Raw genomic sequence first — 25,743 nt, 5'->3', positions numbered from 1 at the left:
CTATGTCCCGTCCGGTGGTGATTATGGGCGGGTGGCTGTCGTCACCCGCTGATTACTTCGGTATGGCGCGCGTGCTGGCCTCGCCGCCATACAATCGGATCGTGTATGTGGTTGATTTCAGCCGGTTAGCGTGGGCCCGCTTGCGCGATCCCGATTTTGGGCCGGCACTGGATGCGCTTGCGGCAACAGTGCGGATTGCGCTTGAAGAAACCGGCGCTGATAAGGTCGATCTGATCGGTCATAGCGCTGGTGGCCGGATTGCGCGCGCCTATTTGTCCGATGAGCCGTACCAAGGGGTGCGCTACGCCGGCCACGAGGTGGTGGCAAGCTTAACCACCTTGGGGACGGCCCATGCCACGTCGGAGATCTGGGTGAAACAGTTTGCCGACTGGCTCGAGGTGCGCTATCCCGGTGCAGCCTTCCCGCACGTCAAGTATCGCGCTGTGGCCGGGCGGAGTGTGCGTGGCCGTCGTTTCGGCAATCCCGAAGAGATGATTGCCTATCGTTCCTATGAAGTTTCGTTCGGCGATGGGAATCTGGTTGGCGATGGGATTGTACCGACGGCAGCGTGCTATCTGGCCGGCGCCGACAACTTGATCTTAGAGGGTGCGCGCCACGCACCCTATAACGCGCCGGCGACGTGGTACGGCGCGCGCGATGTGGTGCCGCTGTGGTTTGAGGATTGATCAGGAGTGCTATGGCCCGTCCGCTGGTGATTATTGGCGGTTATCTGACCAGTCCGAGCGATTTTGCGGCGCTGGCGCGGACGCTCGAGCAACCACCGTTTGGTTTTCGTGTCTTCGTGACCCCGATCGGTCGTATGCGCTGGGCTTTAACCCGTGATTGGGATTTTCGGCCGGTGTTGCGGATTGTGCGCGACACGGTGGCTCGGGCGTTGCGCGAAACCGGCGCTGAAACTGTGACCATTCTGGCCCATAGCGTCGGTGGCACGGTGGCGCGCATGTATCTTGGCGATCAGCCGTACAAGGGTGAAATCTACGGCGGCCACCGGTTTGTGCATCACTTGATCATGCTTGGTACGCCGCACCATAGCCAAGAATTCTGGACGCGCCAGACCGTCGGGTTTACCAATCGTTGTTATCCCGGCGCGTATTATGATCATATCCGCTATACCTCGATCATTGGCCGCAGCATTCAGGCCAACCGGCAAGGACGCTGGGTCGAGCGGATGGCATATAACAGCTACGTGCTGATCGACGGTCCTGCCGGCGCGCAGGCGTGGGGTGACGGAATTACAACGCTTACCTGCGCAGCGCTACCCGGCGCCGAGTATCTGGTGGTCTCCGGCTTGCACCACTCGCCCTTCCATGGGCGGCCGTGGTACGGCGACCCCGCAGGGTTAAGAAACTGGCAACGAGTGTTGCTCGGATCGTCATCAGTTGTTGTTTGAAATATCGCTGATTTGTACTATAATACAAATTGCATGAAATCATCGCACGTTGACCGGTTGATTCTGTATGCTATGGCGGCTGTGTCGGGTGTATCGCTTGCGTGTTATACCGCAGTGCTCTATCTCTGCCGGCAAGAGGTGACTACGCACCATCCAGCGCGGGCAGTATTGCGCAATCGGTTAGCGAATGTCGCGCACGCGCTCGATTGGCTGATGAACGTGATGGTGTCAGTGGTCGGGATTGGCCGGCTCTTCCGTGAAGAGCATTTTGGTGGGCAACACCAACCACGCTGGTTGAAGATCTATTTTATGATTACCGGCCCGTTGCCGACCATCGGTATGGTTGGGGCGATGATCACCGGCCATCGCTGGGGCGAGTCGATGCGTGATCATCCGCAGCAGCGCCGGTTGCATCGCTTCTTTGCATGGCTGGGGTATGTCAGTTGGTGGCTGAGTTTTATTCCGATCTTCTTCCAGCCGTGGTTGAACCGGCAGGCGGCAGTATCTAAGCAGGGTTCAGAATCGGTTGTCTCTTAAGTAACATCGTACTTGTGCGCGAGGGGGAACGCATGACGACTTCACCTTCGGTTGAACCAACCACGACGGGCGCTGCGGCGCTTGAGCAACAAGACCTGTTTGCCGCAACCAACCGCGCCTATGATATGGTGTTTAAGGGCACGGTGGATTTCTTCGTGATTAAGGCGGCAAAAGATTTGGGGCTGTTTGATCTGTTGGCTGCCGAACCGCGCACGCTGGCCGATCTAGCAACCTTGACCGAGACGGTGTCGCCGCGGCTGGAGAAGTTCTTGATTACGCTCGAGCAGGTCGGGCTGGCGGCGCGGCAAGATGATCGCTGGAAGCTGACCCCCTTCGCCGAGCAATTCTTTGCCGATCCCGAACGCCATCGCAATATGACGATGGTGCCGTTTGTGGATTATATTTCTGACTTGATCGAGAATTACTACCTGCGCTTGGCTGATGTGGTGCGCGGGAAGGTTGATTTTACCAGCATTGTGCCGCATCCGCCGCGTACCCGCGAAGATAGCCTGTTCTACGAGACGTTGCACCGCTCGAATATTCAACTCTTCGTCGAGTTGTTGGTCAAGCGGGCCCGGCTGGCCGATGTGCAGATGTTGATCGATGTCGGCGGTGGGATTGGCGATATTGCTGCGGCCCTCTGCCAAGCCTTCCCCAACCTCAAGGTGACGTTGATCAACTTGCCCAGCGCACTCGATCTGGTGCGCGAGAATGTGGCGGCCAAAGGTCTGAGCGACCGGATTACGCCGGTGGCGATCGATATGTACCGCGAGCCGTATCCTCCCGGCGATGCGGTGCTCTTCTCGCGCATTCTCTACCCGATGAATGCGCAGTTCTGCTCGATGTTGCTCAAGAAGGCCTACGATGCGTTGCCGAGTGGTGGGAAGGTGCTGATCCTCGATATGGTGATCAGCGATCCGCACCATCCAAACTACGATTATCTCACCCATTACCTGTGCGCCATCGGCATGGGCTTCTCGGTGCTTGAGTTCAAAGATCACGCAATCTACCCTGAGCTCCTGCGCCAGATTGGGTTTACCGACATCACATTCGATGAGGGGTACGAACACGTTCTGTATCAGGCCGTTAAGCCGTAACGAAAAGGTTCAGCCATGTGTGACCGGTGCAGCTTCTGCCCGGCAATGCGGTAAGCAACTATGATTTCGACTGAACAGCACGTCTCGCTCAGCCGAAAAATCCGGGCTCATATCGAGCTTGCCGATCCGGTGACGTGGATTTCGCCGGTGCTGGTCTGTTTCTGTGGCGCACTGGCGTCAGGCTATGAGCGAGGCTTTGATTGGACGAGGCCCGATCACTGGTGGCTCATGCTGTTGGGCGCGTTGATGACCGGCCCGCTCGGCACCGGCTTTAGCCAGAGTATTAACGATTATTTCGATCGTGAACTGGATGCGATCAACGATCCGCAACGCCCGATTCCGGCTGGGATTGTGACGCTGAATGAGGCGCGCTGGAATTGGATCGTCCTCGGCACGGCCACCATGCTGGTGTCGCTGGTCTTTGTCCAGCCGTTGATCGTCTTCTTCGCCTTTGTCGGTATCGTGCTGTCGGTGATCTACAGCATGCCGCCGATCAAGCTGAAAAAACATTTCTGGCTGGGGCCGCCGGCCGTCGGGTTGGGGTACGTCAGTATGAGCTGGATGGCCGGCCATCTGATTTTTGCGCCGCTGACGTGGCAGAGTGTGGTGGTGGCGTTGATCAATGGCGGGTTAGCGGCTGGCTTGCTCTTCCTCAACGATATCAAGAGCGTCGAGGGTGATCGCAAGCTGGGTCTGAAATCGCTCACGGTTGCGATTGGCGTGAAGCGCACGCTGATTGTGGCCTATGCAACGATTAATGGCTTCGAGGCAATACTGATGATATTGGCGTGGATATGGGGGCAATACTGGGTGGCGGCGTTTATTCTGCTGGCATTGGTGGTGCCAATCTATAATCAGATTAAGCTCTACCGCGAACCAAACCAGCAAAATTACGTGCGTTACCTGCTGGCCTCCAACCCATTTGTGGCCTTAATCCAGATTGTCTCGGGTTTTCTGGTGGGCGGCTATTTTGGCTGACCGTTAAGGAGGTGCGGAGATGACGGAGACTGAAGGTGAGGTCCGAGTGCGCAGCGTCCCGGTGCGGCGCAGCGACAGCTTTGTCGAGTCGGCGATGGAGTTCGGTGGCGGCGTGGTTCGCCTTGGTATGTCGGTCTTTACTCTGCCCTTTGCGCTGCTGCCGCCAGAGTCGCGCCAGCACATGCGCAATGCGACCAAGGAGCTGATGTACGCCTTTGCCTCGTTGCCGCGTGATTTCGCCGAAATCGCTGGCAAGAGCATCGAGAAGTGGGCGGCTGAGGGCGAAGAGAAGACTGAGGCGAAGTAACGCCGGTTGCTCTCTGTGAGCAGAGGAGGAGAGTCGTATGAGCAATGAGACGACCAACGAGCGTGATGGCTTGTTTGAGCTGGCGGCTGGCTTTGTCGGCGGGGCAACTCGGATTGGCCTGACGGTTGCTTCGGTGCCGCTGGTGCTGCTGCCGCGCAATTCGCGCCGCCGCGTGCGCCGGGCGATGGCCGAAGTAGCAATGGCAGTGGTGGCATTTCCGAAAGAGCTGGCCAATATTTCAGAGCGGGTGGTTGATGATATCGTCGCGGCTGAGCCGCCGCAGATCTCGCTGCCGAGCCCGAAGCAGGTTGGCGATCAGGTGCGCTCGTTTACCGAGCGGCTGTCGCGCGCGGCGGAAGAGCTTGGCACGAGCTTTAGCCGCGCTGCCGGACGGGCTGCTGATGCGGTTGAGCAGGGTGCAGCCAAGGTTGATGAGTGGGTTGAGACGCCGCCGAAGACGCCGCCGGTGCCGTGATCGCGCGGTGGAGTTGTGGCTGACGCAGAGGCGTGGGATGCGCTGTGACGCTCCCATTCCTCTGCGTCTGTCTCTCGCTGCTAATGGTGTGTGAGCTGCGCCTGTTGTGCGGTTGACCGGCAACCGAGCCGTGGTATTCTGTAAGTAGGGGATGTAGCGTGATCTACACCCGCCTGTCGTGACCAGTCCACGGAGCTTTGTGACCATGCAGATCGTTATTCTCGGCGCCGGCTATGCCGGTTTGCGCACAGCACTCGATCTAGCCCGTTTCCGCCGTGAACAAGGGCTTGATATTACTATCCGATTAGTTGATCAACATCCGTACCACCAGCTCATCCAGTTGTTGCATTTGACCGCGACCGCCGGGATTGCCGATCAGAAGTCGATCTATCAGCTCGATCATTTGTTGCAAGGTCGTGATATCGAGCGGGTGGAAGGGCGCGTGACGGCAATCCATCCGCTTGAGCGCACGGTGACGCTTGCCGATGGCCGGAGCTTGCCGTACGATCGGCTGGTATTGGCGCTGGGCAGTGAGACCGCTTTCAATACACCCGGCGCCCGTGAACATGCGCTGCCCCTTCATACTTTCGCCCATGCCGTCGCACTGCGCAAACACATCGTCGCTCAATTTACTAAAGCGGCGTCGTTGACCGATCCGACCGAATTGCGGATCACGATGACGACAGCCATTGTTGGCGGCGGTTATACCGGTTGTGAGTTGGCCGGCGAGTTGGCGGTGTGGGCCGATGATCTGTGCCAGCAAACCGGTGCGCCCCGGAAGGAAGTGCGCATTGCGCTGATTGAACGCGAAGATCATTTGCTGCCGCACCTTGGCGAGTGGGCGAGCCACGAGGCTGTGCGTCGCTTGGAACGCCTCGGTGTGAATGTGTTTCTCAAAACGCCGGTAACGCAGGTCGAGCCGCAACGCTTGCGCTTTGCCGATGGTCGGATTTTGCGCGCCGGTACGATTGTCTGGGGCGCTGGCGTACGCGCGCCGGCCCTCTTGGCCGAGGCTGGCTTCCCAACCGATCGGATCGGGCGGGTACTGGTTGACCGCTATTTGCGGGTCAACGGGCAAGCGGTTGTGTTTGCCATTGGCGATTGCGCCGCCGTGTCTGATGGCCGGGGTGGTATCTTGCCACCTGCTGCATCATACGCCATCCGGCAGGGCGCCCATTTGGCCGCGGAACTGGCGGCTGAAGCGCGCGGCGAAGCGCCACGGCCCTACGAGCCGGTTGAGCTTGGCGAAGTCGTGTCATTAGGGCCGAATGATGCGATCGGGAGCGCATTAGGCGTGCCGGTGATGGGTTATCCGGCGCTGATGCTGAAACGGGGGATTGAAGAGTATTACCGCGCTACGATTGAGAGCGCCTAAGCGATAGGAGCGTGATGATGATCGTGCAGGAACAGTTTGTCTCGATTAAAGCGCCGCCCGCCACCATCGAGCGTTACTTGACTGATCCCGAATTGATGGCGCAGTGGCGCTCGCCGCTGGTGGTGCTCGATCCGATTGAGGGCGATTTGATGGCGTTGGGCAGCAAGCACAAACTGCGCCTCAAGTCGCTGGCGCTGGCCGGTGCGACTTATACGGTCACCGAGCGTGACAGCGGCCATATCTTGCTGACGATCGATGGCCTGTGGCGCGGCAAGGAGCTCTGGCGTTGGTTTGCTGATGGCGATCGCACGATTGTGCAGAACCGGGTCGAGTACGAAGTGCCCGATCCTAGTCTGCGGGTGTTTGTCGTAGGTCTCGGCCAGATCTTTGCCTCGCTCGATATGCGCATCCAGCTTGATCGCTTGCGCATGATTATCGAAGGCGGTGGCCAACCGGCAACGGCCCAGTCGCGTTGATGGCGGCGCGATCGCCGGCCAACAATAGCGCGAGCTTAGACCATTGGTAGCGTAGGTGCTCCTACATCGTAAGGGCGGGTTTCAAACCCGTCTTTACGATCTTGTGAGTGGGGGGCCACGCCCGCATGGTGCGCTGACGCAGGGTAGGTTTCAAACCCGCCCTTCTTATTTTGTCCCAGACTTTTGCATAAAAGCACAGATATTGCACAAAAACTGCATCGTTTCATCCACTACAATGCAATCCGGCCCTGTGCTAGCATACAGTTGTCAGGATGGTCGGTTCGTCAGTGATGAGAGGTTGCGTATGGCTCGACAGCAACGGTTTAGCCCGCGTGATGAGGTCTATCTTGCCAGCACCAGCTTTGAAGTGTATATGGCTGCCGGCGGGGTGTTCATCGGCCTGTTTGGGCTGCTCTTTGCGATTAGCATCAAAATCAGCTTTGCATGGTTGATTTGGCCGGCGCTCTTTGTCTCAATTCTGGCCGGCTATATTACGCTCAACCGGCTTGAGAAGCGTGAACGCTGGCGCAAGCTGGCCGAGCTTGAGGCCGAGTACGCGGCGAAAGAACGGCGGGTGAACGGCGATTAAGCCGCATTTGTACGCATCTTGTCATCTTGGGCGCAGCAAGGTTGTGCTATCTTCCAACTAACCGTGTTGTGCCAAGAGGATCGAGATGCAAACACTTCGCCAGCTTCGCCGTACTCGCGATTTGACCTTTGTCGATTTGGCGCTCTTGACCGGGATCCCGGCGCGGGCTATTGCCGAAGCCGAATATGGCATGCGTCGCCTCAGCCACGGTGAGGCTGAGGCGATTGCATTGGTGTTAGGCTTGTCACCCGCAGCGTTGCTGCCACTGCCGCCGCGCCCATCGCCGCAAGCGAATGTCTTGCCGCTCGCCTTGGCTGCCGGGTTAGCGGCAACGCTGGTGGTAACGCCGCTGGCGACCGGGGTCGCTCCCACGTTCCAACAGCAATGGCAGGCTGCGCTGCTCAATCAGGCCGGCGTCCAGCTCATCGCAGCCGTTCCTACCGCGGCCTTGCCGGCAGCAGCGCCGGCAAGGCCGGTAGTGAGATCGGCGCGTTCTGTTGCTCTGGCGACCCCCACGCCCGACGCGCTGGTGCCCCTCGTTGCGCCTGCGCCGCCGATACCCCCTGCTCCTACGGCGCTGCCCCAATTCTACCTCGATGAAGCTGGCCCCCACGGTTGCCCAGTGCAGCCTTCGTCTGGCCAAGTTGTCATAACTCAAGGGTATGGCGTTGGCACTCATACACCGGCCCATATTTGGGGTGCGATCGATTTGGCGGTTGACGGCGACGGCGATGGCTTGGCCGAGCCGGGGCCGAGCTGGTATGCGCCGGTGGTCGCTACCCACGATGGCGTGGTGAAGGTGACGATGAATAGCTATCCCGCCGGCCATCATGTCTGGGTGGTAGCGCCGGACGGAATCTGGCGCACTGGTTACTCGCACTTGGCGATTGTGACGGTGATTGACGGGCAACAGGTGCGGGCCGGCGAGGTGATCGGCTTGATGGGCAGTACTGGCTTTGCTAGTGGCCCGCACCTTGATTATCAAGTCTGGCGTGATGAGGTGAATATCGATCCGACAGCACTAGTGGGTTGTGGTAGGAAATAATAGCCAAAAAAAGATACAGAAAACAAAACATAAGAACGGATTGGGTGGTTTGTTAGCTGGTTTCGCCGGCGGTTTTGCTAAACTGCGATTGGTTGATATCTGGCTTTGGGTTCAGCTTACAGTCATTTGTGTCTTCTGTGTTTTTTCGCGGCTATTCTTCACGCCCGCAACGAACGCTGGAAGAGCGATAGCGCGAAGGCCATGCTGGCAGCGGCAAAAACGGCCAGCACCATAGCACTGGCCCACAGCGGCAGGGTGGCTTCTACCCCGAACGCCAAAGCGCGCACGGCGTCGATCAGATATGTTGCCGGATTAATCAAGACAATCGCTTGCATCCATCCCGGCAACACGGATAGCGGGTAGAGCGCATTTGAGGCAAACAGCAGCGGCAGGTTAAAGAGGAAGATCATGCCGTGATAACCGGCGATGCTGCGCGAAATAGCCGCCACGCCGAGCGCTAGCCCGCTGAAGCCGATGGCAAAGATCGCGAGCAACACGAGCGCACCTAGCCAGCCAACCGGGTTGATCGCCAAGCGCGCCCCCATGAGCAACCCAATGAGTAACATCAGCGTCGCTTGGAAGAGCGCCTTGGTTGCGGTACTCGCCGCGCTGCCCAACAAAATGCTCAAGCGAGGGATCGGCGCGGCCAGATACTCTTTCACAATTCCGCGCAGCCGCTCATCCAACAATACCATGCCGCCGCCAACCGCACCGCCCAATGCGCTGAGGGCAATAATGCCCGGCAGAATAAATGACATATAATCACTGCCGCCGACATCGCTAATCATGCCGCGCATGCCAACCCCAAAGAGCACCACCCACAAGACCGATTGCAACGCCAACCCAACCAGCTCTTCGGTCTGCTGAACGAATTTGCGCATGTGCCGCGTCCAGATAACATACGTGGCGTACATAGAGCGTGCTCCTCTCGCAGTTTGTGCAGGTATTAATCACGCAGCGCGGTGCCGGTATAGTGCAAGAATACATCGCCGAGCGATGGACGAGCAAGGGTGACATCTTCGACAGCGAAGCCGTTGTTGCTGATCACATTCAGCACTGCCGGCAACCGACGGCTGCCATTGTCGGTATAAATCAGGGCCAAGCCATCGGCCGGGTCAGTCTCGACCCGGCTGACGCCATCGATCGTAGCGGCAACCGTAGCCAGATGCTGAAAATCGCCATTCCCGCGCACCCGGATGACATCAGAACCGAGTGAAGCGATCAGATCACCCGGCTTGCCTTCGACAATCAGGCGACCGTGATCGATGATGCCTACGAGGTCGGCCAAGGCCTCGGCTTCATCCATCGCGTGGGTGGTAAGCAAGATGCTCATCCCGCGGCGGCGGTTCAGATCGCGCACATAGCTCCAGATATTAACCCGATTTTGCGGATCGAGGCCCTGCGTTGGCTCGTCAAGCACCAACACCTGCGGATCGGTCATCAGACCGCGGGCCAATTCAAGTCGCCGCTTCATCCCGCCGGAATAGCTCTTGACCGGTCGATCGATGGCGTCGTTCAATTGCACCAGCTTAACCAATTCAGCAATTCGTTGCCTGCGCACAGCGGATGGCAAGCGATAGAGGCGACCGTGGAAATCGAGCGTCTCGCGCCCGGTCAGCAACGGATCAAGCACCATCTCTTGAAACGTCACGCCGATCCGGCGGCGCACCTCGGCGGCGTCGCGTACCACATCGTAGCCGAGAATGCGCGCGCTGCCGGAAGTTGGCGGGAGCAAGGTGGTGAGAATGCTGAGCAGGGTCGTTTTGCCCGCCCCGTTTGGGCCGAGCAATGCGTAGATCCGCCCGGCCGGCGCTTGGAGATTGACATGATCGAGCGCCGTTACCGTGCCGTACCGTTTGACCAGCGCCTGTGTTTCAATAGCTTGTTCGTTCATCACCGTGCCTTGGTCATCAGGCCACAACTCGTTCAGAGCATAACGCGCCTATGCAGCGATGTCAAGCCCGTCTGTGAGAATCGTCACAGGGATTGACTTTCCCTGATCATAGTGCTATGATCGCTCGGCAAGCGTCAATGACGATGCGCAGGTTGATAGTAATCGACCATGCGTTCGACAGCCGACGGAACGCCGACTGCCGCGCACAGATTGCGTTCCGTCTTTCTATTGCATAAAACTATTGCGTTCGTACATTAGCAAGGAACCTGCGGCTATGTTTGCCCAGATCAAGCGCATTCTGGTTGGACGGCCGATTGCCACCGAACACCAGCACCAAGAACGGCTCAGCAAAACGACGGCGCTGGCAGTCTTTTCATCAGATGCGCTCTCGTCAGTCTCGTATGCAACCGAAGCCATCCTCACCATTCTCATTCTCGGCGGGAGCGCGGCGCTTGGTCTCTCGCTGCCGATTGCCGCTGCGATTGCACTGTTGTTGCTGATCGTTGGCTTTTCCTACCGGCAAACGATCAAAGCGTATCCGCAAGGCGGCGGCGGCTATATCGTAACGCGCGATAATCTCGGCGATCTGCCGGGTTTAGTGGCCGCTGGCGCCTTGCTGATCGACTACGTGCTGACCGTCGCGGTGAGTATCTCGGCAGGCGTCGCCGCAATCACGTCGTTAGCAACGAACTGGGGCTTTCCGGCGCTCCGCGATCATGCAGTTGAGATTGCCCTCGGCTGCATTCTGATCGTCACTATCACTAACCTGCGCGGCGCTAAAGAGAGCGGCGTGATCTTTTCCATCCCGACGTATGCGTTCATTACCGGTATTCTTTCGATGATCGTGGTGGGTATCGGCCATGATCTGTTGTTTGGCGCCGAGCCGGTGACGCATTCGATCGATCCGGATATTCCGCTGACTGGCGAGGCGCTCTCGCTGTGGTTGGTTTTGCGCGCCTTTGCCGCCGGTTGTACCGCCCTGACCGGGATTGAGGCCATTAGCGATGGCGTGCAAGCGTTTAGACCGCCGGAGGCGCGCAATGCGGCGATCACCCTCACGTGGATGATTACGCTGTTGATCACGATGTTTCTGGGCATTACGTGGCTGGCGTATACCCATCAAGCGGTACCGAATGAGTTTACGCACGAGACGATCGTCTCGCAGATTGCGCGCACGATCTTTGGCGTGGGGTCGGTGTATGTCTTTATCCAGGTGGCCACTGCCTTAATTTTGGTATTAGCGGCCAATACCGCCTTTGCCGACTTCCCGCGTCTCGCTTCCTTCCTCTCGCGCGATCGCTTCTTACCCCGCCAGTTTGCTTCGCGCGGCGACCGGTTGGTCTTCTCAAACGGGATTCTGGTACTGGGGATGTTCTCGGCGCTATTAGTAGTGATCTTTCGGGCCAATGAGATCGCGATGCTGCCGCTCTATGCGGTCGGGGTGTTTACCTCATTCACCCTCTCGCAATCGGGGATGGTGCGCCGCCATCTGCGCTTGCGTCAACCGGGATGGCTGCACAGTGTCATGATTAACGGTTTCGGCGCTATCCTTACGGCGATCGTGCTGGTGATCCTCATGGTCACCAAGTTTGTCCATGGCGCGTGGATGGTCATTACGGCGATCCCAATCTTGGTGTTGATGTTCCGCGCCATCAACCTGCACTATCGCCGCGTCGCCGAACAATTGTCGTTGAGTGGCGCCATCTTGCCGCCCGAACTGCGCCGCCACACTGCGGTCGTCTTGGTGAGCGGCATTCACCGCGGCGTATTGCCGGCCTTGCAATATGCGCGCTCGATTGCGCCTGATAACGTGACTGCGGTGTATGTTGATCTTGACCCGGATGCGACCGAGAAGTTGCGCACGCGCTGGCGTGATTGGGGGTACGATATTCCGCTGGTCGTGCTCGAATCGCCGTTCCGCTCGCTGATCAACCCGATTGTGCGCTACATCGAAGAGGTCGAGACGCGCTATGGCGATGATGTGATCACGGTGATCTTGCCCGAATTTGTGCCGGCGCGCTGGTGGGAACACCTGTTGCACAACCAGACCGGGTTGTTGATCAAAACCACGCTGCGGTTGCGCGGCAATGTCGTGACCAGTGTGCCGTACCGGTTAGAGCGGTGATTCGACTAGTAGGGGCGCCGACCGTGCGCCCCTACGATGTTCGCGTGACATGGTCAACGGCCCGGTTATCTCCGGCCATCCGTTGGATGATCCGCGCCCGATCGGGCAATGCCGTATCACCGACCCCTTCCACGACACAGGCCGCCGCAGCGGCGGCGAAGCGGGCCGCCGCAAAAGGATCGCCCGTTTCCCACAGCCGGATGAGGAAGGCGGTGGCAAAGACATCGCCGGCACCGGTTGGATCGCACTCTTGGGCTTGGTAGGCAGGGATATGGTGCGGCCTGCCGTGCAAGAACATCGTTGCGCCGCGCGCGCCGTGGGTGACAATGCCGATCGGGGTTGCGCTGGCGTAATAGGCGGCTAATTCGTCATCACCTCCCACATCTTCACTGCTGAGACTGAGCACATGCACGCGCTCTAGCTCTTTGGGCGCGGGTTGCCAGCGGCGCAGCCGAACGGGTGATGGCAAGTCATTGTTCCAATCGCGCAGCCATCCCTGTGCTGTGGCGCCGATCAAGGCGCTCGGAAACGCTGCGGTTAATGCCGGAGGGCATTCATGCACGACCGGGCCGAGCAAGACGATGGGGGCAGTGCGCCAACCGGGCGGAATCGCGGTCGCGCTAATCGCCGGCGCCACCGCATGGAGCCACTGGCGCCGGCCAGCGGGCGTGTAGCGGTTCTCAAAGGTTGAACTCACGTGCGTCGCAATGTTCGCCCATGCCACCCCAGCGGGAGCCGGTTCGGCGCTCGCGGTGACAATAGCCGGACGCAAGCCAAGCCGTTGCGCTAGCAGGGCAGCGAAGCGAGCGGCACCGCCAGCGGCAGTGGCGCCAGCCGGCAACAGATCGCGAGTCACGTGGCCGATAGCAACAAAATCAATCATAGGATGGCAGCGCAGACGTGAAGGCAAGAGGGGTATGACGCGAGAAGCAAGTGGGGGCTAGTGAGCACCCAGCCCCCTACCAGTTACGATTTTGCCGGATAGATCACAATCTTGCGATTCTCGCCCTCGCCGGAACTCTCGGTATAAATCGTCTTGTCGTCGCGCAGGGCAAGGTGAACAATCCGCCGTTCGTAGGCCGCCATAGGTTCCAGCATAATAGGCCGGCCCGTCTGGCGCACCCGTTCCGCCATCCGGCGGGCAAGGCTTTCGAGCGACTCTTGGCGGCGTTGGCGATAATTACCCACATCAACCACCAACTGCGGCCATGCATGCACGCGCCGGCTCACCAACAGGTTCAGCAAAAATTGGAGCGAGCGCAGCGTCTCGCCGCGGCGTCCGATCAGCAAGCCCATCGCCTCTTCATCGGCGCCCTCAACGTGCAAGGTAATCGTATCCTCTGCTTCACCCTGCGGGCCGGGCACCCGCGAGACGACAGCCGTCACATACGCATGGATATCCATGCGTTCGAGCAGATCTTCGAGAATGCGTTGGGCAATAGCGCTCACCTTCTCGATGGACGGTCGCTCTTCTTCATCTTCGACAACGGTGACGCGCACCAATGCTTCATCACCATTCTCGCCCGGATCAAGCACCTCAATCGCCACTTCATCGCGATCGCGGCCCAATTGGGCCAACGCCAGCTCGACAGCTTCGGCGACGGTGCGCGCGCTGATCTCGATGCGCTTCATAGACACCTCTCGGTCACTGTGACCGTCTGCTTAAACGTTTCTTGTTCCTAGCGACGGCGACGCGGATTGGGGTGCTGGCGCGCTGTGCGATGCTCTTCGCCAGCGGTCTCGCTCGATTCAACCGGCGCTTCAGTCAATGGCCGCATTACCGACCAGAAATCGACCTTTGGGGTTTCGGCCTGCGCTTCAGCCGCCTGAGCCGCAGTAGCTGGCGCCAACGACAATGCCGGGGCCGGGCGGTTGTCAGGGGGCAGGAAGCGCAGGTAATTAGCCAGCGACCCCCAGCCTGAGGTGAAATACTGCTGGATCACGCCAATGACGCTGCTAATGACCCAGTACAGTACGGCGCCAGTCGGAAAAGTAAAGGCAATGTAGCCGAAAACGAACGGCATAATCAGCATTGCCTGCGTAAACGCCTTTTGTTGCGGATCTTGCACCCGCGGCGTCGCCATCAATTGTTGCATCAACTGCAAGACGATCGAGAGCACCGGCAAGATGAGATAGGCGAAGCCGGCGAAACCATTCGGGCCAAACGCCGGCATACCGAGATCCATGCCAAAGAAGGGGGCGGCAAGGATCTGGGCCAGCCGTTCGTCTTTGAGCATTTCAGTGGCGGCGGTGCTCAGGTTGACCCGCTGTTCGGGCACCATCAGGTGATACACCGCTTGGTACACGCCGAAAAAGATCGGCAATTGCAACAAGAGCGGCAAACATCCACCGACCGGGTTAATCTTATGCTCGCGGTAGACGCGCAGCGTCTCCTCTTGGAGACGCTGCGGATCTTTGCCGTACTTGCGCTGGATCTCCTTCAAGATCGGCTGCACCTCTTGCATGCGGCGGCTCGAACGGAGCGAGCTGAGGGTCAGGGGCAGAATAAAGAGGCGGGCCGCGATCGTGAAGAGCACGATCCCTAGCGCCATGTTGCCGGTCAATGATGAGAAGAAGAGCAGCAATTGTTCGAGCAAACCAACAAATGCCGACCAAATGTTCATGATGATCCCCGTTCGTGCTGTGGATGCGAGGTAGCCGATGTTGATGCAGTTGATTCTGGTTCCGGCGCGTTCAAGAGGCAGGCCTGCCGCAGGAGTGCGGCAATATCGGCTTGTAACTGGCTAAAGGGCGTTTCAACCACTTCCGGCGAGCGGATAATAAAAACCAAATCGTAGCCGCTCTGCAATGACGGCAGCAGCAGGCGAACTGCCTCACGGACGCGCCGGCGAGCACGATTACGTTGCACTGCACCGCCGATGCGCTGGCCAGCGACGAACCCGCAGCGCACTGCATTGCGCCGGCCCGGTGCGACAGTCAGGGCCAGCCACGGTGATGTGACGGTGCGACCTTCTTGGCGCACGCGGCGAAATTGTTCGGGCCGGCGGAGCCGATTTGCGCGTCGCATGGGTAAAAAAAACAAACGAGCTATCGGCCACAGATGGCGCAATGGCCAGCCGCTGAAGGCGACACTGTCGGCGATAACCCGTCCCATCCCGTCATTAGCGGTGTCCGCGACGCACTGCTCGCCGCTCATCACTGACCGTCAGCTTCCAGCGCCCCTTGAGACGCCGGCGGCGGAGCACTTCGCGCCCATCTTTGGTCTCCATCCGCGCCCGAAAGCCGTGCTTGCGGCGGCGCGGGATGCGTTTCGGTTGCCATGTTCGCTTGGGCATTGTATTTACTCCTCAGAGATTATCTCTTTATTGACAAAAACTGTTGCCATTATACTCGTCGCGCTGGATGCATGTCAAATAGTCGCCTGCCGGCAACATTGCCGGCAGACCAATTACTATCCTTACGCGATGCGTCTATTCATCGTGACCGATTTGCTGGAGGGTGCGCCGGATCGCATCGCGCTGGCGCCGGTTCGATGGACGCTCAATCTCGTCGTCGTCATCATCGTGGTCGCGGCGGCGGCGATCGCGGTCACGATCGCGGCGGTTGCTCGGCCCGCCGAATTTCGTCAACAGATCTTCGAGGGTCGCATTGCCCTCAAAAGCGTCTTCTTCCTCTTCGCCGACCACATACATTTCAGGATCCGGTTGGGCATTGCGCCGTTCGCGCCGGTCACGCCGCTCGCCGCGCTCGCCGCGCTCGCCGCGTTCGCCGCGCTCACGGGCTGCCTGTGCAGCAGCGGTGTAGCGTTCAAAGTTGCTGCGGCCACCACGGGCAGGCGCGGTCTCTTCCACCGGCTCGCTCGCCTCAGAGCTCGCCGCTGCTTCCGGCTGCTCCTCTTCGAGACGCATGGTCAGGCTGATCCGCTTGCTCTGCTGATCGACGCCGAGCACTTTCACCTTCACCTTATCGCCAACCTTGACCACCTCTTCAACCTTGGCTACGCGGTGTGGGGCGAGTGCCGAGATATGGACGAGGCCATCGCGGCCAACGCCAATATCAACGAACGCGCCGAAGGTGGCGATACCGCTCACGGTGCCTTCGACAATCTGGCCCGGCTCAAGCTGCTGCATCCGCTGGGTGCGTAGGGCCCGGCGCAGGCTCAAGCTGATGCGGGCAGCCTCGCCATCAATCTCAAGCACCTTAAACTGATAGCGCTCACCGACCTTTACCGCATCTTCCGGCTTCTCAACCCGGCCTTCGGCCAGTTCGCTGACGTGGATCAAGCCATCTTTACCGACGCCGATATCGGCGAAGGCGCCGAAGGGGGCAAAGCCGGTAATCACGCCTTCGACGACATCGCCGACGCGCAGGCTGGCCAGCTTCTCGCGGTCGATCTCTTGGCGGCGCGGTTGCTGCGGTTGCTGCGGTTGGCGCGCGCGGCGCGGCGTTTCCGCCTGCGCAGGATCGCGCATCGTCAAGCTGATGCGGCGCGCATCGGTATCGATGCTCTTGACCCACACCTTCACCGTATCGCCGATCTGTACCAATTCCGAAGGCGTCTCTATTCGGCGATCGCTCATCTCTGAGATATGGACGAGACCGTCGCGGCCCACGCCGATATCCACAAAGACGCCGTACAATGCGATCGACGTAATCTTGCCCTCGAGTTCCATGCCGGGTTGCAAATCCTTCAACCGACGCGGCTTTTGCGGTTGTTGTTCACCAACCGGCGTAAAACTCGCACCAGCCGGTTCCGCCTCAGTGGACGCACCCTCTCCTGCGGTGGCTGGAGCCATTGCCGCCGGAGCATCAGCAGCCTCCCCTGCGGCGGCGGGCTGGACCGCCTCCTGCTCAGGGGTAGGCGCTACCGCCTCTGCCGGCTGAGTAAGCGCGGCGACGGCAGCCTCAGCCGCCGGAGCAGTAGCTGCCGCGAGAGGCGTGTCAGGCAGCTCGCCCGCAGCGACCTCATCCCTACGTACCTGATCCGTCATTGCCTACCTTCCTCCTCACGTAAACGATTACCGAAGCTATGGTTGTGGCATCAAGCAACCACGTTGCCGGACGCGCACCGACGTATGTTACGAACGCATTTGCTGCCGCACCGCGCGGACAAGGCCGTCATCGTGTAGATCTTCCAACCGATAGTACACACCGCGCAAACATTCGGCCAGCCGGCGCGAGAGCCCCCGATCGAAATTCGGGTGCTCGGTATCGATCACAATTGAATGGATCTGATGCGACGCGATCATCTCTGCGATCCGGTACGCCTCTTGCTGGGGCGGCAAGTCAGACAGCGCCACATTTGCCTGCCCGTCTGTTAATAGTACCATCAGCGGTACCACTTCTGTATCACGCCGGCGAGCGCGTTCGAGCAGCTCGAAGGCGGTGATCAACCCGCGTGATAACGGCGTCTTGCCGCCGGTCGGCATCAATTGCAAGCGGCGTTGCGCCAATTCGACGCTATTGGTCAACGGCAGCAACACGCGGGCATAATCGCGCTGAAAGCTGACCAACCCCACCTGATCGCGGCGCTGATAGGCATCGCGCAGCAGCGAGAGCACGGCGGCTTTGGTGGCTTGCATGCGCTCTTCGGCGGCCATACTCCAACTGGCATCAACCACGAAGCACACCGCATTGCGCGTGCGTCGGACCCGCACCTTTTGGCGGAGGTCAGACCGCTTAAGCAACACCTTTGGATGGCGACGATGCAGCGTACCAATGGTATGCATCAACTCGGTGCGACGCTTCCGCTGATAGATCGCCGCTTCGCGCAAGGTGGCATCGAGCGCCAAATCGGTCACGCGCGCGGCGCGGCGACTGGTAATATAGCGGCCTTGCTTACGCGTTGTGAGCGAGCGCGAGCGACGTCCGGGAGCGTGACGCTGGAGGCGATCGGGCGTCGCTTCGAGGCGGCGCGGTTTAAAGATATCACCGGCCTTATATTCAGCGCCGCCGGTTGCCTTGTCGTCGGTTGGGGTAGTCGCTTCGGGCGTACCGGCCCCGCCAACCGGAACTGTGGCGCTGCCGCCGCCGCTCTCGTTACCGCCTTCGTCGTTGCTATTGCTTACATCGGTGAGGTCAGGGTTTTTTTTTACTTCAGCCTGTGCGCTGACCTCTTCGACCCGCTTGCCGTATTGGTCAAGGATGTTGGCCATCCGTTGCTCGTCAAGCTTGACCTCGCCGAACGGTTGGCGGCGCATGCGGTGGGGCAGAGCCAGTTCGGCGGCCAGCCGGATATCGTCAGCGAGCAGCATGCGCCGGCCACTCCAAGCCGCGTGGGTGCGGGCCGTTTCAAGGATGGTCAGATCGGCGCGGTGGCCATCAACCCCCATTTCAATGCAGAGACTGGCGACGACCGCCATATCGGTGCGATCGATCCGCACTTGGGGCAGCAAGGCGCGGGCAGCGGCAATCCGTTGCGCCAACGCTTCTTCCGCTTCGTGCCATTGCTGGATGAAGCCGAACGGATCGGCCTCGTAGGCCATGCGCCGCTCGATGACAGCCACCCGGTCATTCACATCGGTCAGACCAACCACTTCCACCGCCAAGCCGAACCGGTCGAGCAACTGCGGGCGCAATTCACCTTCTTCCGGGTTCATCGTGCCGACGAGGATAAAACGGGCCGGGTGCGACACACTCACCCCCTCGCGTTCGACGGTGTTCACCCCCATTGCCGCGGCGTCAAGCAGCAGATCGACGAGATGATCATCGAGTAGATTGACCTCATCGACGTAGAGGACACCGCGATTGACTTGCGCCAGCAACCCCGGCTCAAAGCGGCGTTGGCCTTCGGTAATCGCATGTTCGAGATCAAGCGAGCCTACCACTCGGTCTTCCGAGGCTGAAACCGGCAGTTCCACCAGCCGGATCGGGCGCACCATCGTTGGCAATGGCCCCTGCGCGAGGCGAGCTTGGCAAGAAGCGCACAGCGTCGCCGGCGTATCGGGATCGCAACTGTAGGGGCAATCAACCACCACTTTGATCGATGGCAACAGGCGCGTCAGCGCGCGCACCGCGGTTGATTTGGCCGTCCCCTTCTCGCCGCGAATCAGCACACCGCCAATGCGCGGGTTGATCGCATTGAGAATCAGAGCGCGTTTGAGCCGCTCTTGGCCGACAATGGCGGAGAATGGATAGACCGGTCGTTGCGGAAGGCTTGTGATATTCACGACAACAAAAATCTTCTAGCTCAATGCGAGCCAGAAGCCATAGCAGCAATGCCGCGTAATGTTGGGATGTGGCATCTTCATCATCCGGCGAGCGAACTAACCTACGGCAATGCTTACGGCGAACACGTCCACGTGCTTGCAACGAAGCAGCATAGCAATTGTGTCATAAAGCCGCCGAAAAGTCAAATGACGCTATGCGTGATGAGGGGGAATGGGCGCCGAATTCACACGGATGCGACGGATTGGATCCGTGCATATCCGTGTCTCATTATGTTTGGCCGGTATGCTATAATATAGCGATTCGATCCGGGTGTTCACCGGATCACAATGGCGTTCAATTCATGCATGTGGTGACGGCAGCAGCGGGCTGCCGGCGGGTAAGACGTGGAGTGTACTCGTGGGTCTCAACCCCTTCAATACGATTTTTGGTGCGTTTAGCCGCGATCTCGGCATTGATTTGGGCACTGCCAACACCTTGGTGCATGTGCGCGGCAAGGGCATCGTGATTAGCGAACCATCGGTAGTGGCCATCGATACGCGCACCAAGAAGGTGCATGCGGTCGGGGCGGAAGCCAAGGCGATGGTGGGCAAGACGCCGGCCAATATCGTAGCGGTGCGGCCATTGAAGGATGGTGTGATCGCCGATTTCGATGTGGTCGAGCAGATGCTGGCCTACTTTATCAAGAAGGCGCATGCCTATGCCGCGTTGCCGCTGGTCGATCCCCGTCCGCGGGTGGTGGTTGGCGTGCCATCAGGCGTGACGGAAGTCGAGAAGCGAGCGGCGCGCGAAGCGGCGTTGAATGCCAAGGCGCGCGAAGCTTACGTGGTGGAAGAGCCAATGGCGGCTGCGATCGGAGCCGGTTTGCCGGTCGAAGAGCCGATCGGGTCGATGATCGTTGATATTGGCGGCGGCACCACCGAGATTGCGGTGATTGCCCTTGGCGGCATTGTCATCAATCACTCGATCCGGATCGCCGGCGACGAGATTGACGAGGCGATCATCCAGTTTGCCCGCCGCGAATACAACCTCTTGATCGGCGAACGGATGGCCGAAAAAGCAAAGATTGCCGCCGGTTCGGCTTATCCGCTTGATGAAGAGATTAAGGTGGTGTTGCGCGGGCGCGATCTGCTGACCGGTTTGCCCAAAGCGATTGAAGTCAGCTCGGTTGAATTACGCGAAGGCATTGCCGGCCCGGTGAACGCCATTGTCGCCGAAGTGCGGGCCGCGCTCGAAGAGACGCCGCCGGAGCTGGTGGCCGATATTATGGAGCATGGGATCATGCTGGCCGGCGGCGGATCGTTGCTGCACGGGCTTGACAAGCGGATTGCGGCTGAGACGCGCATGCCGGTGCATATCGCGCAAGACCCGCTCTCGTGCGTGGCGCGCGGCGCCGGCAAGATGGTCGAACACTTCGATAACAGCGTCTATCAAGATATTCTGACGCGCGCGCAAACGAGCCGGCGGGTGCGGAGATAGCGCATGCGCGACTTTCTCAATGATCGTCCTCTGAAATTACGCCGTGATCGCAGCGGCGATCGCCATTATTGGCGCGTGGCTGCGCTAGCGGTTGGGCTGGCGCTGATCAGCCTGCTGCTGATCGTTCTCGACCGGCAAGGGATTGTGGCGCCGGCGCGGTTGGCGGTGCGCGAGGCGGTGCAACCGCTGGCCGGCTGGTTGACCGAGCGCCGTGCGATGATCGAGTCGTGGTGGGCGGCACCGCGTGACGTGGCCGCGTTGCAAAGCCGGATTGCCGAACTGGAATCGGAAAATGCGCGCCTCAACAGCGAAGTATTGCGACTGGAACAGGCGCGGGTTGAGAATATCTTTTTACGCCAGCAACTATCCATTACGCGCACATATCCATGGAAAATCCTCGGTGCTGAGGTGATGGTGCGTGCGCCGGATGCGGCGCGGCGGGTGTTAACCATCGCGCGCGGGGTTGAGGATGGCGTGCAGGTGGGCATGGCGGTGATTGGTCAGCAACCGGGCGGCCCTCCGGCGCTGATTGGCGTGGTTGAGTCTGTTGGGCCGCGCACTGCCGATGTGTTGATGATCACCGATATTAGCAGCCAGCTCAGCGTGCGGGTGTTGCAGGCCGATGGCGCACCACTAGGGTTGATGCAAGGCCAATGGCAACGCGGCTCACGCTTGCGGTTGGAATTAATCGATCGCAACGTGACGATGCGGGAGGGAGAGCGGGTGGTGACCGCCGGTTTGAGCGGGGCGCTTGATCTGCCCCTCGATCTGGCGGCGATGCCGGCAGCCGTGCCGATTGGTGCGATCGAGAGGGTACAGCAAGAGGGACAGCGCCAGATAGGTGCGATCAGGCCCTTCGTCGATCCGGATCAGGTGCGCTACGTGTGGGTGATACTCAGCCAAGACGAATAGAAGAACGGCTGGCGCGCGAGTTGGGGCTGGCTTTGGTGTTGCTGGCCCTGGCGCTCGTGCAGGTAACACTGCTGACGGGCCTCGCGGGTTTTAGCGTCCCGATCCTGCTGGTGCTGGCAATTGCGCGCGCCTTGGTCGGCGCCGGCACCGCCGAACCGGTGCGCGGATTGATGCGCGGGTTGTGGTGGGCATTTTATGGCGGGTTGGCGCTTGATGTGTTAGGCACCATGCCGCTCGGCAGCCATGCCATCGCTCACCTTTTGGCGGTGGCGCTTGTTGGTTTAGCTGCCCGGCGGTTTGCAGTGGAACGTCCGCTCGTGCCTTTGTTGGCCGTGGCGATCGGTACCGTCATCTACGAAGGAACGCTTGTCCTGATTGCCTTGCCGGCAATCGAAGACTGGCGGACGTATGGGTTGGAGGTGGTGGCGCCGTCGGTGCTGCTGGCTTTGATCCCAACCCTGCCGGCGGTGGCGATTGTTCACCGGTTAGTGCGAGCGGATGGGTAGACAAGCGAAAGGCTGATGCCCAGTGATGGCGAGACTCATTGCGCTACGGAGTATCTTGTTGCTGGTGGTGGTCGTGCTGGTGGCGCGGCTAGCGCAACTGCAACTGGTGCAAACTGATGCGCAGCGATTCGGCGCCGATATTGAAGTCACCACCCGCCGGTATCTGACCAACCAACCGCGCCGCGGCGAGATCCTTGATGCGCGTGGTGCATTGCTCGCCGAGAGCGTGCCGATCTATAATTTGGCGGTGGTGCCGGGCCAATTGCCGTCAGCAAGCAGCGCGCCTGAGCAGCGGGCGCTGACGTTGGCGCGGCTGGCGCAAATTGCCGGGTTGCCGGCATTCCTCATTATTGACCCGGCCAGCGCGCTCGAAACGAACCCCGGCTTGCGCACCGAGTTAGCTGCATTGGGGCCGCTGCCTTCGCTCACGTCCACTGCGGCCCTTACGCTCACCATTGCCCCACCCGATATCTTGCGCGCGCTCACGATCAGCCAAACCTATCGCGACGTCGCGATGCTGGCTAATCCGGTCGAACAGCTTTTGCAACAGGCCAACGCGCGGAGTTACCAGCCGGTCATGATTAAAGAGGATATTTCGCCGGAGTTAGTGTTAGCGTTGCGCGAAAACGCCAACTACCTGCCCGGCGCGCGAGTGATCGAAGGCTTCCGCCGGCGTTACCCGTTGAGCAGCGCCATTCCCTCGCTGTCGCACCTGCTTGGCTACGTGGGCCGGATCAACGCCTGCGAGCTAGTAGCCGTGAACCCGGCCAGCTCGTGGTTGCGTGGGTTGGTTGATATTACTGCGAATGCGCCGATCTGTGGCTTGATGGCCAAGCGGATCGACCCAGCCAGCGTTGGCTTGCCGCCCTACCTGCCGAGCGATCAGATTGGCAAAGATGGCCTTGAAGGCGCGTATGAGCAGGTGCTGCGCGGCCAGATGGGGATTGACTCGTTGCTGGTCGATGCGTTGCAGCGTCCGGTCAGCGATGTCACTACGCTGCGCCCGGTCGCCAACGGCTATGATCTCGTGTTGACCATTGATGCCCAATTTCAGGCTGAAGTCGAGCGCATCTTGCAGCGCTGGATCAATGAAGGAGAGCAACGGCGTCAAACGGCGCGCGAGGCGCATAAGCGGGCCTATGACCCGATTGTAGCCGGCGTTGCGGTGGCGATCGATCCGCGGAATGGGCGGGTGTTGGCGATGGTCAGCCTGCCCGATTACGACAACAACATCTGGGTTGATCCGGCGCGGGCCAATGATTTGCGGGCATTGCTCGCGCCGCCGAGCGCCGAAGCGCAGCGCGAGCTGCAACGGCTGGCGCCGTTTACCAATCGCGCCATCGCCGGCCAATACCCGCCCGGTTCGACCCTGAAGCAGTTTGTTGGCGCAGTGGCGTTGCAACAAGGCGTGATCGCCGCCGATACCAAACTGCGCGATCCCGGCCTCTTGCGCCTGATCGAGCGGAGCGGTGCCGAGTTTATCTTGCCCAACTCGGTGCGCAATCGCGATAATGGCCAGATCGATGTCCGCGACGCGCTGCGCCTCTCGTCAAACGTCTTTTTCGCCAGCATCGCCGGCGGCAACGATCAAGCAACTAATCTCGACCAGCGCTCCTTACGAATCACCGGACTCGGCATTGACCAGTTGGTAGAGGGGTTGTCGTGGTTCAATTTTGGCCGCACGACCGGGATCGATTTAGTTGGCGAGGCCAGCGGGCGAGTGCCGACGCGGGCGTGGAAAGCGCAGGTCTTGCGCGAAGCGTGGACGACCGGCGATACCTACAACACGGCGATCGGGCAGGGCTATCTCGAAGTGGCGCCGCTGCAACTGGCGGTGGCAGCCGGTGCCATCGCGACCGATGGCACCCTCTATCGCCCGCACGTGGTTGACCGGATTGTCGATGAGAACGGCCAGCTTGTGCAGCAGATCCAACCTGAACCGCTGGGCAAAGCGCCGATCGAGCCGCAGCATCTGGCCGCCATCCGTCAAGGTCTCTTGGCCTCGATCACCGATGGTTTGGGCATTGCGGCGCGCGAAGCCTGTTCGGGCCTGCGCATTGCCGGCAAAACCGGTACTGCCGAGTTTGGACCGTTGCTCATCACTACCGATGGTCGGATGGTGCGGCAGAGCCATGCGTGGTTTGTGGGATTTGCGCCCTACGAGAACCCTGAGATCGTGGTGGTCGTGCTGGTTGAAGGCGTCGGCGACCTCAACGACGGTTCATCGACGATTGCAGTGCCAGCGGTAACGCAGATCATGCAAGCGTACTTTGGCATTACACCGCCGGAAAATCCGCCGTCGATCTGCCCGGTGCTGCCGCAACCGTAACGTTGCGCAGGCTGATAGAAGTTTTACCGCAGGGGGCGCAGACGACGCCGAGGATCATCACCATCCCCGAACATCTTTGCATCTTAGATTGGCCCCTCCTAGTCTCCCCCCGCTGGGAAGAGGTGGAATGTTACCGCAGAGGACGCGGAGAAGGGGGCAGGCTGTTCTCTTCCCCATATTCCAAATCTTTGCGATCTTAGCGGGCTTTGCGCCTTTGCGTTAGATCCCTCTGCGGCTTGGCTTGCTTTGCAGCTTGGTCGTTGACCCTCACCTCCCACCCCCTCTCCCACCTGACGGCGGGAGAGGGGGTGCCGCGGGCAGGGGTTGAGGCATCGCAGAGCGATCATACAGTTGTACTTAACCAAGTGTTCTGTCCGCCTCTCAACCCGGAGAGGGATGGCTAGGGTGGGGCAAAGAGGCGGCTACTTGCTATTCCGAGAACAATTCGGCCAGCACAGCCAGTACCTGTTTCTGAGTGAAGCGATCAATGTGGCCCAGATAGCTCACTAAGCAGCTCTTAGCGATTGTGCGGATCTGATCGAGCGCAATTGAGGCGTCACGATCTTGGAAACGGCAAGTCACGCGCGTTGGATAGGAATGTAGACGGGTTGTCATTGGGTCGATAATGACCGTCTGTAGAAAGTCATTGATCTCATCGGGGGAGATGATGAGGTAGGGGCGTGTTTTTTGAATTTCAGCGCCAAGCGTTGGATCGAGTTGAACGAGGAACACGTCAAAGCGTTTGACTTGCACCACGATTGCTCCACGGAAGCATCTCTACCACTCCCACTCAGTTTCCTCCCATTGGTTGAGACCGGTGTCCGGCAAGAGCAACCGGTCGTCGACTTGAGCCGCCATATGCTGAAATGCTTCGGCCCACCCTGCGCGCGGCGGTTTGCCGCGCCGAATAATAAGGTGGTCATCGCCGACTTCAATCTCAACGAGATCGGTGAGTTGCAACTGTTCAAGCAACACTGCCGGGATGCGAAGACCGCGAGAGTTGCCAATTTTGATAAGTCGTGTTTTGATAAGGGTAGCCATACGCCCCTCCTGTAATTACATTGTAGTTCCGTTGAACGG

The 25,743-nt window shown here is 59.8% G+C and carries 27 protein-coding genes; 16 read left to right on the top strand and 11 right to left on the bottom strand.

Going from position 1 to position 25,743, the window contains the following annotated elements; all coding sequences use genetic code 11:
* The first annotated feature begins 2 nt into the window (after positions 1-2).
* From U9R61_RS08870 to U9R61_RS08820, 11 genes are all read left to right on the top strand, one after another.
* Positions 3-686, top strand: coding sequence for an esterase/lipase family protein (locus U9R61_RS08870; RefSeq protein WP_322488454.1), 684 nt, complete (start codon positions 3-5; stop codon positions 684-686).
* Between the two features lie 11 nt (positions 687-697).
* Positions 698-1,411 (top strand): lipase, encoded by a 714-nt coding sequence (locus U9R61_RS08865; RefSeq protein WP_322488453.1) that lies wholly within the window; start codon positions 698-700, stop codon positions 1,409-1,411.
* A gap of 33 nt (positions 1,412-1,444) precedes the next feature.
* Entirely contained in the window at positions 1,445-1,948 is a 504-nt protein-coding gene (locus U9R61_RS08860; RefSeq protein ID WP_322488452.1) for a hypothetical protein, read from the top strand.
* A gap of 32 nt (positions 1,949-1,980) precedes the next feature.
* Positions 1,981-3,045, top strand: a complete 1,065-nt coding sequence (gene bchU / locus U9R61_RS08855) for a bacteriochlorophyllide d C-20 methyltransferase BchU (RefSeq protein ID WP_322488451.1) — start codon at positions 1,981-1,983, stop codon at positions 3,043-3,045.
* A gap of 60 nt (positions 3,046-3,105) precedes the next feature.
* Positions 3,106-4,023 carry a (bacterio)chlorophyll synthase gene (gene bchG / locus U9R61_RS08850; RefSeq protein WP_322488450.1) on the top strand — a complete coding sequence of 306 codons (918 nt, stop codon included), beginning with the start codon at positions 3,106-3,108 and terminating at the stop codon, positions 4,021-4,023.
* A 19-nt stretch (positions 4,024-4,042) separates the two neighbouring features.
* Positions 4,043-4,330: a hypothetical protein gene (locus tag U9R61_RS08845; protein ID WP_298403915.1), complete on the top strand. Its 288-nt coding sequence runs from the start codon at positions 4,043-4,045 to the stop codon at positions 4,328-4,330.
* A gap of 37 nt (positions 4,331-4,367) precedes the next feature.
* Positions 4,368-4,805 carry a hypothetical protein gene (locus tag U9R61_RS08840; RefSeq protein WP_322488449.1) on the top strand — a complete coding sequence of 146 codons (438 nt, stop codon included), beginning with the start codon at positions 4,368-4,370 and terminating at the stop codon, positions 4,803-4,805.
* Between the two features lie 205 nt (positions 4,806-5,010).
* Positions 5,011-6,180 (top strand): NAD(P)/FAD-dependent oxidoreductase, encoded by a 1,170-nt coding sequence (locus U9R61_RS08835; protein ID WP_322488448.1) that lies wholly within the window; start codon positions 5,011-5,013, stop codon positions 6,178-6,180.
* 14 nt (positions 6,181-6,194) lie between these two features.
* On the top strand, positions 6,195-6,656 hold the full coding sequence (locus U9R61_RS08830) for an SRPBCC family protein (protein WP_322488447.1): 462 nt from the start codon (positions 6,195-6,197) through the stop codon (positions 6,654-6,656).
* 304 nt (positions 6,657-6,960) lie between these two features.
* Positions 6,961-7,245 (top strand): hypothetical protein, encoded by a 285-nt coding sequence (locus tag U9R61_RS08825; RefSeq protein WP_322488446.1) that lies wholly within the window; start codon positions 6,961-6,963, stop codon positions 7,243-7,245.
* 85 nt (positions 7,246-7,330) lie between these two features.
* The gene (locus U9R61_RS08820; protein ID WP_322488445.1) at positions 7,331-8,290 is read left to right on the top strand and encodes a peptidoglycan DD-metalloendopeptidase family protein; all 960 of its coding nucleotides are present in this window, start codon (positions 7,331-7,333) and stop codon (positions 8,288-8,290) included.
* 158 nt (positions 8,291-8,448) lie between these two features.
* On the opposite strand, the gene U9R61_RS08815 is transcribed toward U9R61_RS08820, so the two are convergent.
* Entirely contained in the window at positions 8,449-9,204 is a 756-nt protein-coding gene (locus U9R61_RS08815; protein ID WP_322488444.1) for an ABC transporter permease, read from the bottom strand.
* Between the two features lie 32 nt (positions 9,205-9,236).
* Complete coding sequence (locus U9R61_RS08810) at positions 9,237-10,184, bottom strand: ATP-binding cassette domain-containing protein (protein ID WP_322488443.1); 948 nt, start codon at positions 10,182-10,184, stop codon at positions 9,237-9,239.
* A gap of 274 nt (positions 10,185-10,458) precedes the next feature.
* Here U9R61_RS08810 and U9R61_RS08805 point away from each other — a divergent pair, with 274 nt between their 5' ends.
* Complete coding sequence (locus U9R61_RS08805) at positions 10,459-12,309, top strand: APC family permease (RefSeq protein ID WP_322488442.1); 1,851 nt, start codon at positions 10,459-10,461, stop codon at positions 12,307-12,309.
* Positions 12,310-12,340: 31 nt separating this feature from the next.
* Here U9R61_RS08805 and U9R61_RS08800 read toward each other — a convergent pair whose 3' ends face one another.
* From U9R61_RS08800 to U9R61_RS08770, 7 genes are all read right to left on the bottom strand, one after another.
* Positions 12,341-13,192: a PfkB family carbohydrate kinase gene (locus U9R61_RS08800; protein ID WP_322488441.1), complete on the bottom strand. Its 852-nt coding sequence runs from the start codon at positions 13,190-13,192 to the stop codon at positions 12,341-12,343.
* Positions 13,193-13,275: 83 nt separating this feature from the next.
* On the bottom strand, positions 13,276-13,941 hold the full coding sequence (jag, locus tag U9R61_RS08795) for an RNA-binding cell elongation regulator Jag/EloR (RefSeq protein WP_322488440.1): 666 nt from the start codon (positions 13,939-13,941) through the stop codon (positions 13,276-13,278).
* A gap of 47 nt (positions 13,942-13,988) precedes the next feature.
* Entirely contained in the window at positions 13,989-14,933 is a 945-nt protein-coding gene (locus U9R61_RS08790; RefSeq protein WP_322488439.1) for a YidC/Oxa1 family membrane protein insertase, read from the bottom strand.
* Entirely contained in the window at positions 14,930-15,337 is a 408-nt protein-coding gene (rnpA, locus tag U9R61_RS08785; RefSeq protein WP_322488472.1) for a ribonuclease P protein component, read from the bottom strand. The genes U9R61_RS08790 and rnpA overlap by 4 nt, the downstream gene beginning before the upstream one ends.
* 94 nt (positions 15,338-15,431) lie before the next feature.
* Complete coding sequence (gene rpmH, locus U9R61_RS08780) at positions 15,432-15,605, bottom strand: 50S ribosomal protein L34 (protein WP_066783693.1); 174 nt, start codon at positions 15,603-15,605, stop codon at positions 15,432-15,434.
* Between the two features lie 135 nt (positions 15,606-15,740).
* The gene (locus U9R61_RS08775) at positions 15,741-17,261 is read right to left on the bottom strand and encodes a S1 RNA-binding domain-containing protein (protein ID WP_322488438.1); all 1,521 of its coding nucleotides are present in this window, start codon (positions 17,259-17,261) and stop codon (positions 15,741-15,743) included.
* An 87-nt stretch (positions 17,262-17,348) separates the two neighbouring features.
* Entirely contained in the window at positions 17,349-19,439 is a 2,091-nt protein-coding gene (locus U9R61_RS08770; RefSeq protein ID WP_322488437.1) for a putative cobaltochelatase, read from the bottom strand.
* A gap of 397 nt (positions 19,440-19,836) precedes the next feature.
* Between U9R61_RS08770 and U9R61_RS08765 the strand changes: the two genes are divergently transcribed.
* Genes U9R61_RS08765 through U9R61_RS08750 form a run of 4 tightly spaced genes read left to right on the top strand, consistent with a single transcriptional unit; the run spans position 19,837 to position 24,663 of the window.
* Positions 19,837-20,916, top strand: coding sequence for a rod shape-determining protein (locus U9R61_RS08765; RefSeq protein ID WP_066783687.1), 1,080 nt, complete (start codon positions 19,837-19,839; stop codon positions 20,914-20,916).
* A 3-nt stretch (positions 20,917-20,919) separates the two neighbouring features.
* Positions 20,920-21,828: a rod shape-determining protein MreC gene (gene mreC, locus U9R61_RS08760; protein WP_322488436.1), complete on the top strand. Its 909-nt coding sequence runs from the start codon at positions 20,920-20,922 to the stop codon at positions 21,826-21,828.
* Positions 21,801-22,334 carry a rod shape-determining protein MreD gene (mreD, locus tag U9R61_RS08755; RefSeq protein ID WP_322488435.1) on the top strand — a complete coding sequence of 178 codons (534 nt, stop codon included), beginning with the start codon at positions 21,801-21,803 and terminating at the stop codon, positions 22,332-22,334. Before mreC ends, mreD begins: the two co-directional genes overlap by 28 nt.
* A gap of 25 nt (positions 22,335-22,359) precedes the next feature.
* A complete protein-coding gene (locus U9R61_RS08750) occupies positions 22,360-24,663 on the top strand; it encodes a penicillin-binding transpeptidase domain-containing protein (RefSeq protein WP_322488434.1) in 2,304 nt (767 codons plus the stop codon).
* A gap of 429 nt (positions 24,664-25,092) precedes the next feature.
* Here U9R61_RS08750 and U9R61_RS08745 read toward each other — a convergent pair whose 3' ends face one another.
* Both U9R61_RS08745 and U9R61_RS08740 read right to left on the bottom strand, forming a co-directional pair.
* Positions 25,093-25,422 (bottom strand): type II toxin-antitoxin system PemK/MazF family toxin, encoded by a 330-nt coding sequence (locus U9R61_RS08745; RefSeq protein ID WP_416208835.1) that lies wholly within the window; start codon positions 25,420-25,422, stop codon positions 25,093-25,095.
* An 18-nt stretch (positions 25,423-25,440) separates the two neighbouring features.
* The gene (locus tag U9R61_RS08740) at positions 25,441-25,704 is read right to left on the bottom strand and encodes an AbrB/MazE/SpoVT family DNA-binding domain-containing protein (protein ID WP_322488432.1); all 264 of its coding nucleotides are present in this window, start codon (positions 25,702-25,704) and stop codon (positions 25,441-25,443) included.
* Positions 25,705-25,743 lie beyond the last annotated feature (39 nt).

It is taken from the genome of Chloroflexus sp. (genome assembly GCF_034431535.1).
In the GTDB taxonomy this organism is placed as follows: Bacteria; Chloroflexota; Chloroflexia; order Chloroflexales; family Chloroflexaceae; genus Chloroflexus.
This window is presented reverse-complemented; position numbering and strand designations above follow the sequence as displayed.

Bases quoted from the DNA above. Each gene is read 5' to 3' on its own strand.
- U9R61_RS08830 (WP_322488447.1), top strand. From the start codon at position 6,195: ATGATGATCGTGCAGGAACAGTTTGTCTCGATTAAAGCGCCGCCCGCC.
- mreC (WP_322488436.1), top strand. From the start codon at position 20,920: ATGCGCGACTTTCTCAATGATCGTCCTCTGAAATTACGCCGTGATCGC.
- U9R61_RS08825 (WP_322488446.1), top strand. From the start codon at position 6,961: ATGGCTCGACAGCAACGGTTTAGCCCGCGTGATGAGGTCTATCTTGCC.
- U9R61_RS08840 (WP_322488449.1), top strand. From the start codon at position 4,368: ATGAGCAATGAGACGACCAACGAGCGTGATGGCTTGTTTGAGCTGGCG.
- U9R61_RS08805 (WP_322488442.1), top strand. From the start codon at position 10,459: ATGTTTGCCCAGATCAAGCGCATTCTGGTTGGACGGCCGATTGCCACC.
- U9R61_RS08835 (WP_322488448.1), top strand. From the start codon at position 5,011: ATGCAGATCGTTATTCTCGGCGCCGGCTATGCCGGTTTGCGCACAGCA.
- U9R61_RS08750 (WP_322488434.1), top strand. From the start codon at position 22,360: ATGGCGAGACTCATTGCGCTACGGAGTATCTTGTTGCTGGTGGTGGTC.
- jag (WP_322488440.1), bottom strand. From the start codon at position 13,941: ATGAAGCGCATCGAGATCAGCGCGCGCACCGTCGCCGAAGCTGTCGAG.
- U9R61_RS08860 (WP_322488452.1), top strand. From the start codon at position 1,445: ATGAAATCATCGCACGTTGACCGGTTGATTCTGTATGCTATGGCGGCT.
- U9R61_RS08800 (WP_322488441.1), bottom strand. From the start codon at position 13,192: ATGATTGATTTTGTTGCTATCGGCCACGTGACTCGCGATCTGTTGCCG.
- U9R61_RS08775 (WP_322488438.1), bottom strand. From the start codon at position 17,261: ATGACGGATCAGGTACGTAGGGATGAGGTCGCTGCGGGCGAGCTGCCT.
- U9R61_RS08845 (WP_298403915.1), top strand. From the start codon at position 4,043: ATGACGGAGACTGAAGGTGAGGTCCGAGTGCGCAGCGTCCCGGTGCGG.
- bchG (WP_322488450.1), top strand. From the start codon at position 3,106: ATGATTTCGACTGAACAGCACGTCTCGCTCAGCCGAAAAATCCGGGCT.
- U9R61_RS08820 (WP_322488445.1), top strand. From the start codon at position 7,331: ATGCAAACACTTCGCCAGCTTCGCCGTACTCGCGATTTGACCTTTGTC.
- U9R61_RS08740 (WP_322488432.1), bottom strand. From the start codon at position 25,704: ATGGCTACCCTTATCAAAACACGACTTATCAAAATTGGCAACTCTCGC.
- U9R61_RS08790 (WP_322488439.1), bottom strand. From the start codon at position 14,933: ATGAACATTTGGTCGGCATTTGTTGGTTTGCTCGAACAATTGCTGCTC.
- rpmH (WP_066783693.1), bottom strand. From the start codon at position 15,605: ATGCCCAAGCGAACATGGCAACCGAAACGCATCCCGCGCCGCCGCAAG.
- bchU (WP_322488451.1), top strand. From the start codon at position 1,981: ATGACGACTTCACCTTCGGTTGAACCAACCACGACGGGCGCTGCGGCG.
- U9R61_RS08815 (WP_322488444.1), bottom strand. From the start codon at position 9,204: ATGTACGCCACGTATGTTATCTGGACGCGGCACATGCGCAAATTCGTT.
- U9R61_RS08865 (WP_322488453.1), top strand. From the start codon at position 698: ATGGCCCGTCCGCTGGTGATTATTGGCGGTTATCTGACCAGTCCGAGC.
- U9R61_RS08810 (WP_322488443.1), bottom strand. From the start codon at position 10,184: ATGAACGAACAAGCTATTGAAACACAGGCGCTGGTCAAACGGTACGGC.
- U9R61_RS08870 (WP_322488454.1), top strand. From the start codon at position 3: ATGTCCCGTCCGGTGGTGATTATGGGCGGGTGGCTGTCGTCACCCGCT.
- rnpA (WP_322488472.1), bottom strand. From the start codon at position 15,337: ATGCGACGCGCAAATCGGCTCCGCCGGCCCGAACAATTTCGCCGCGTG.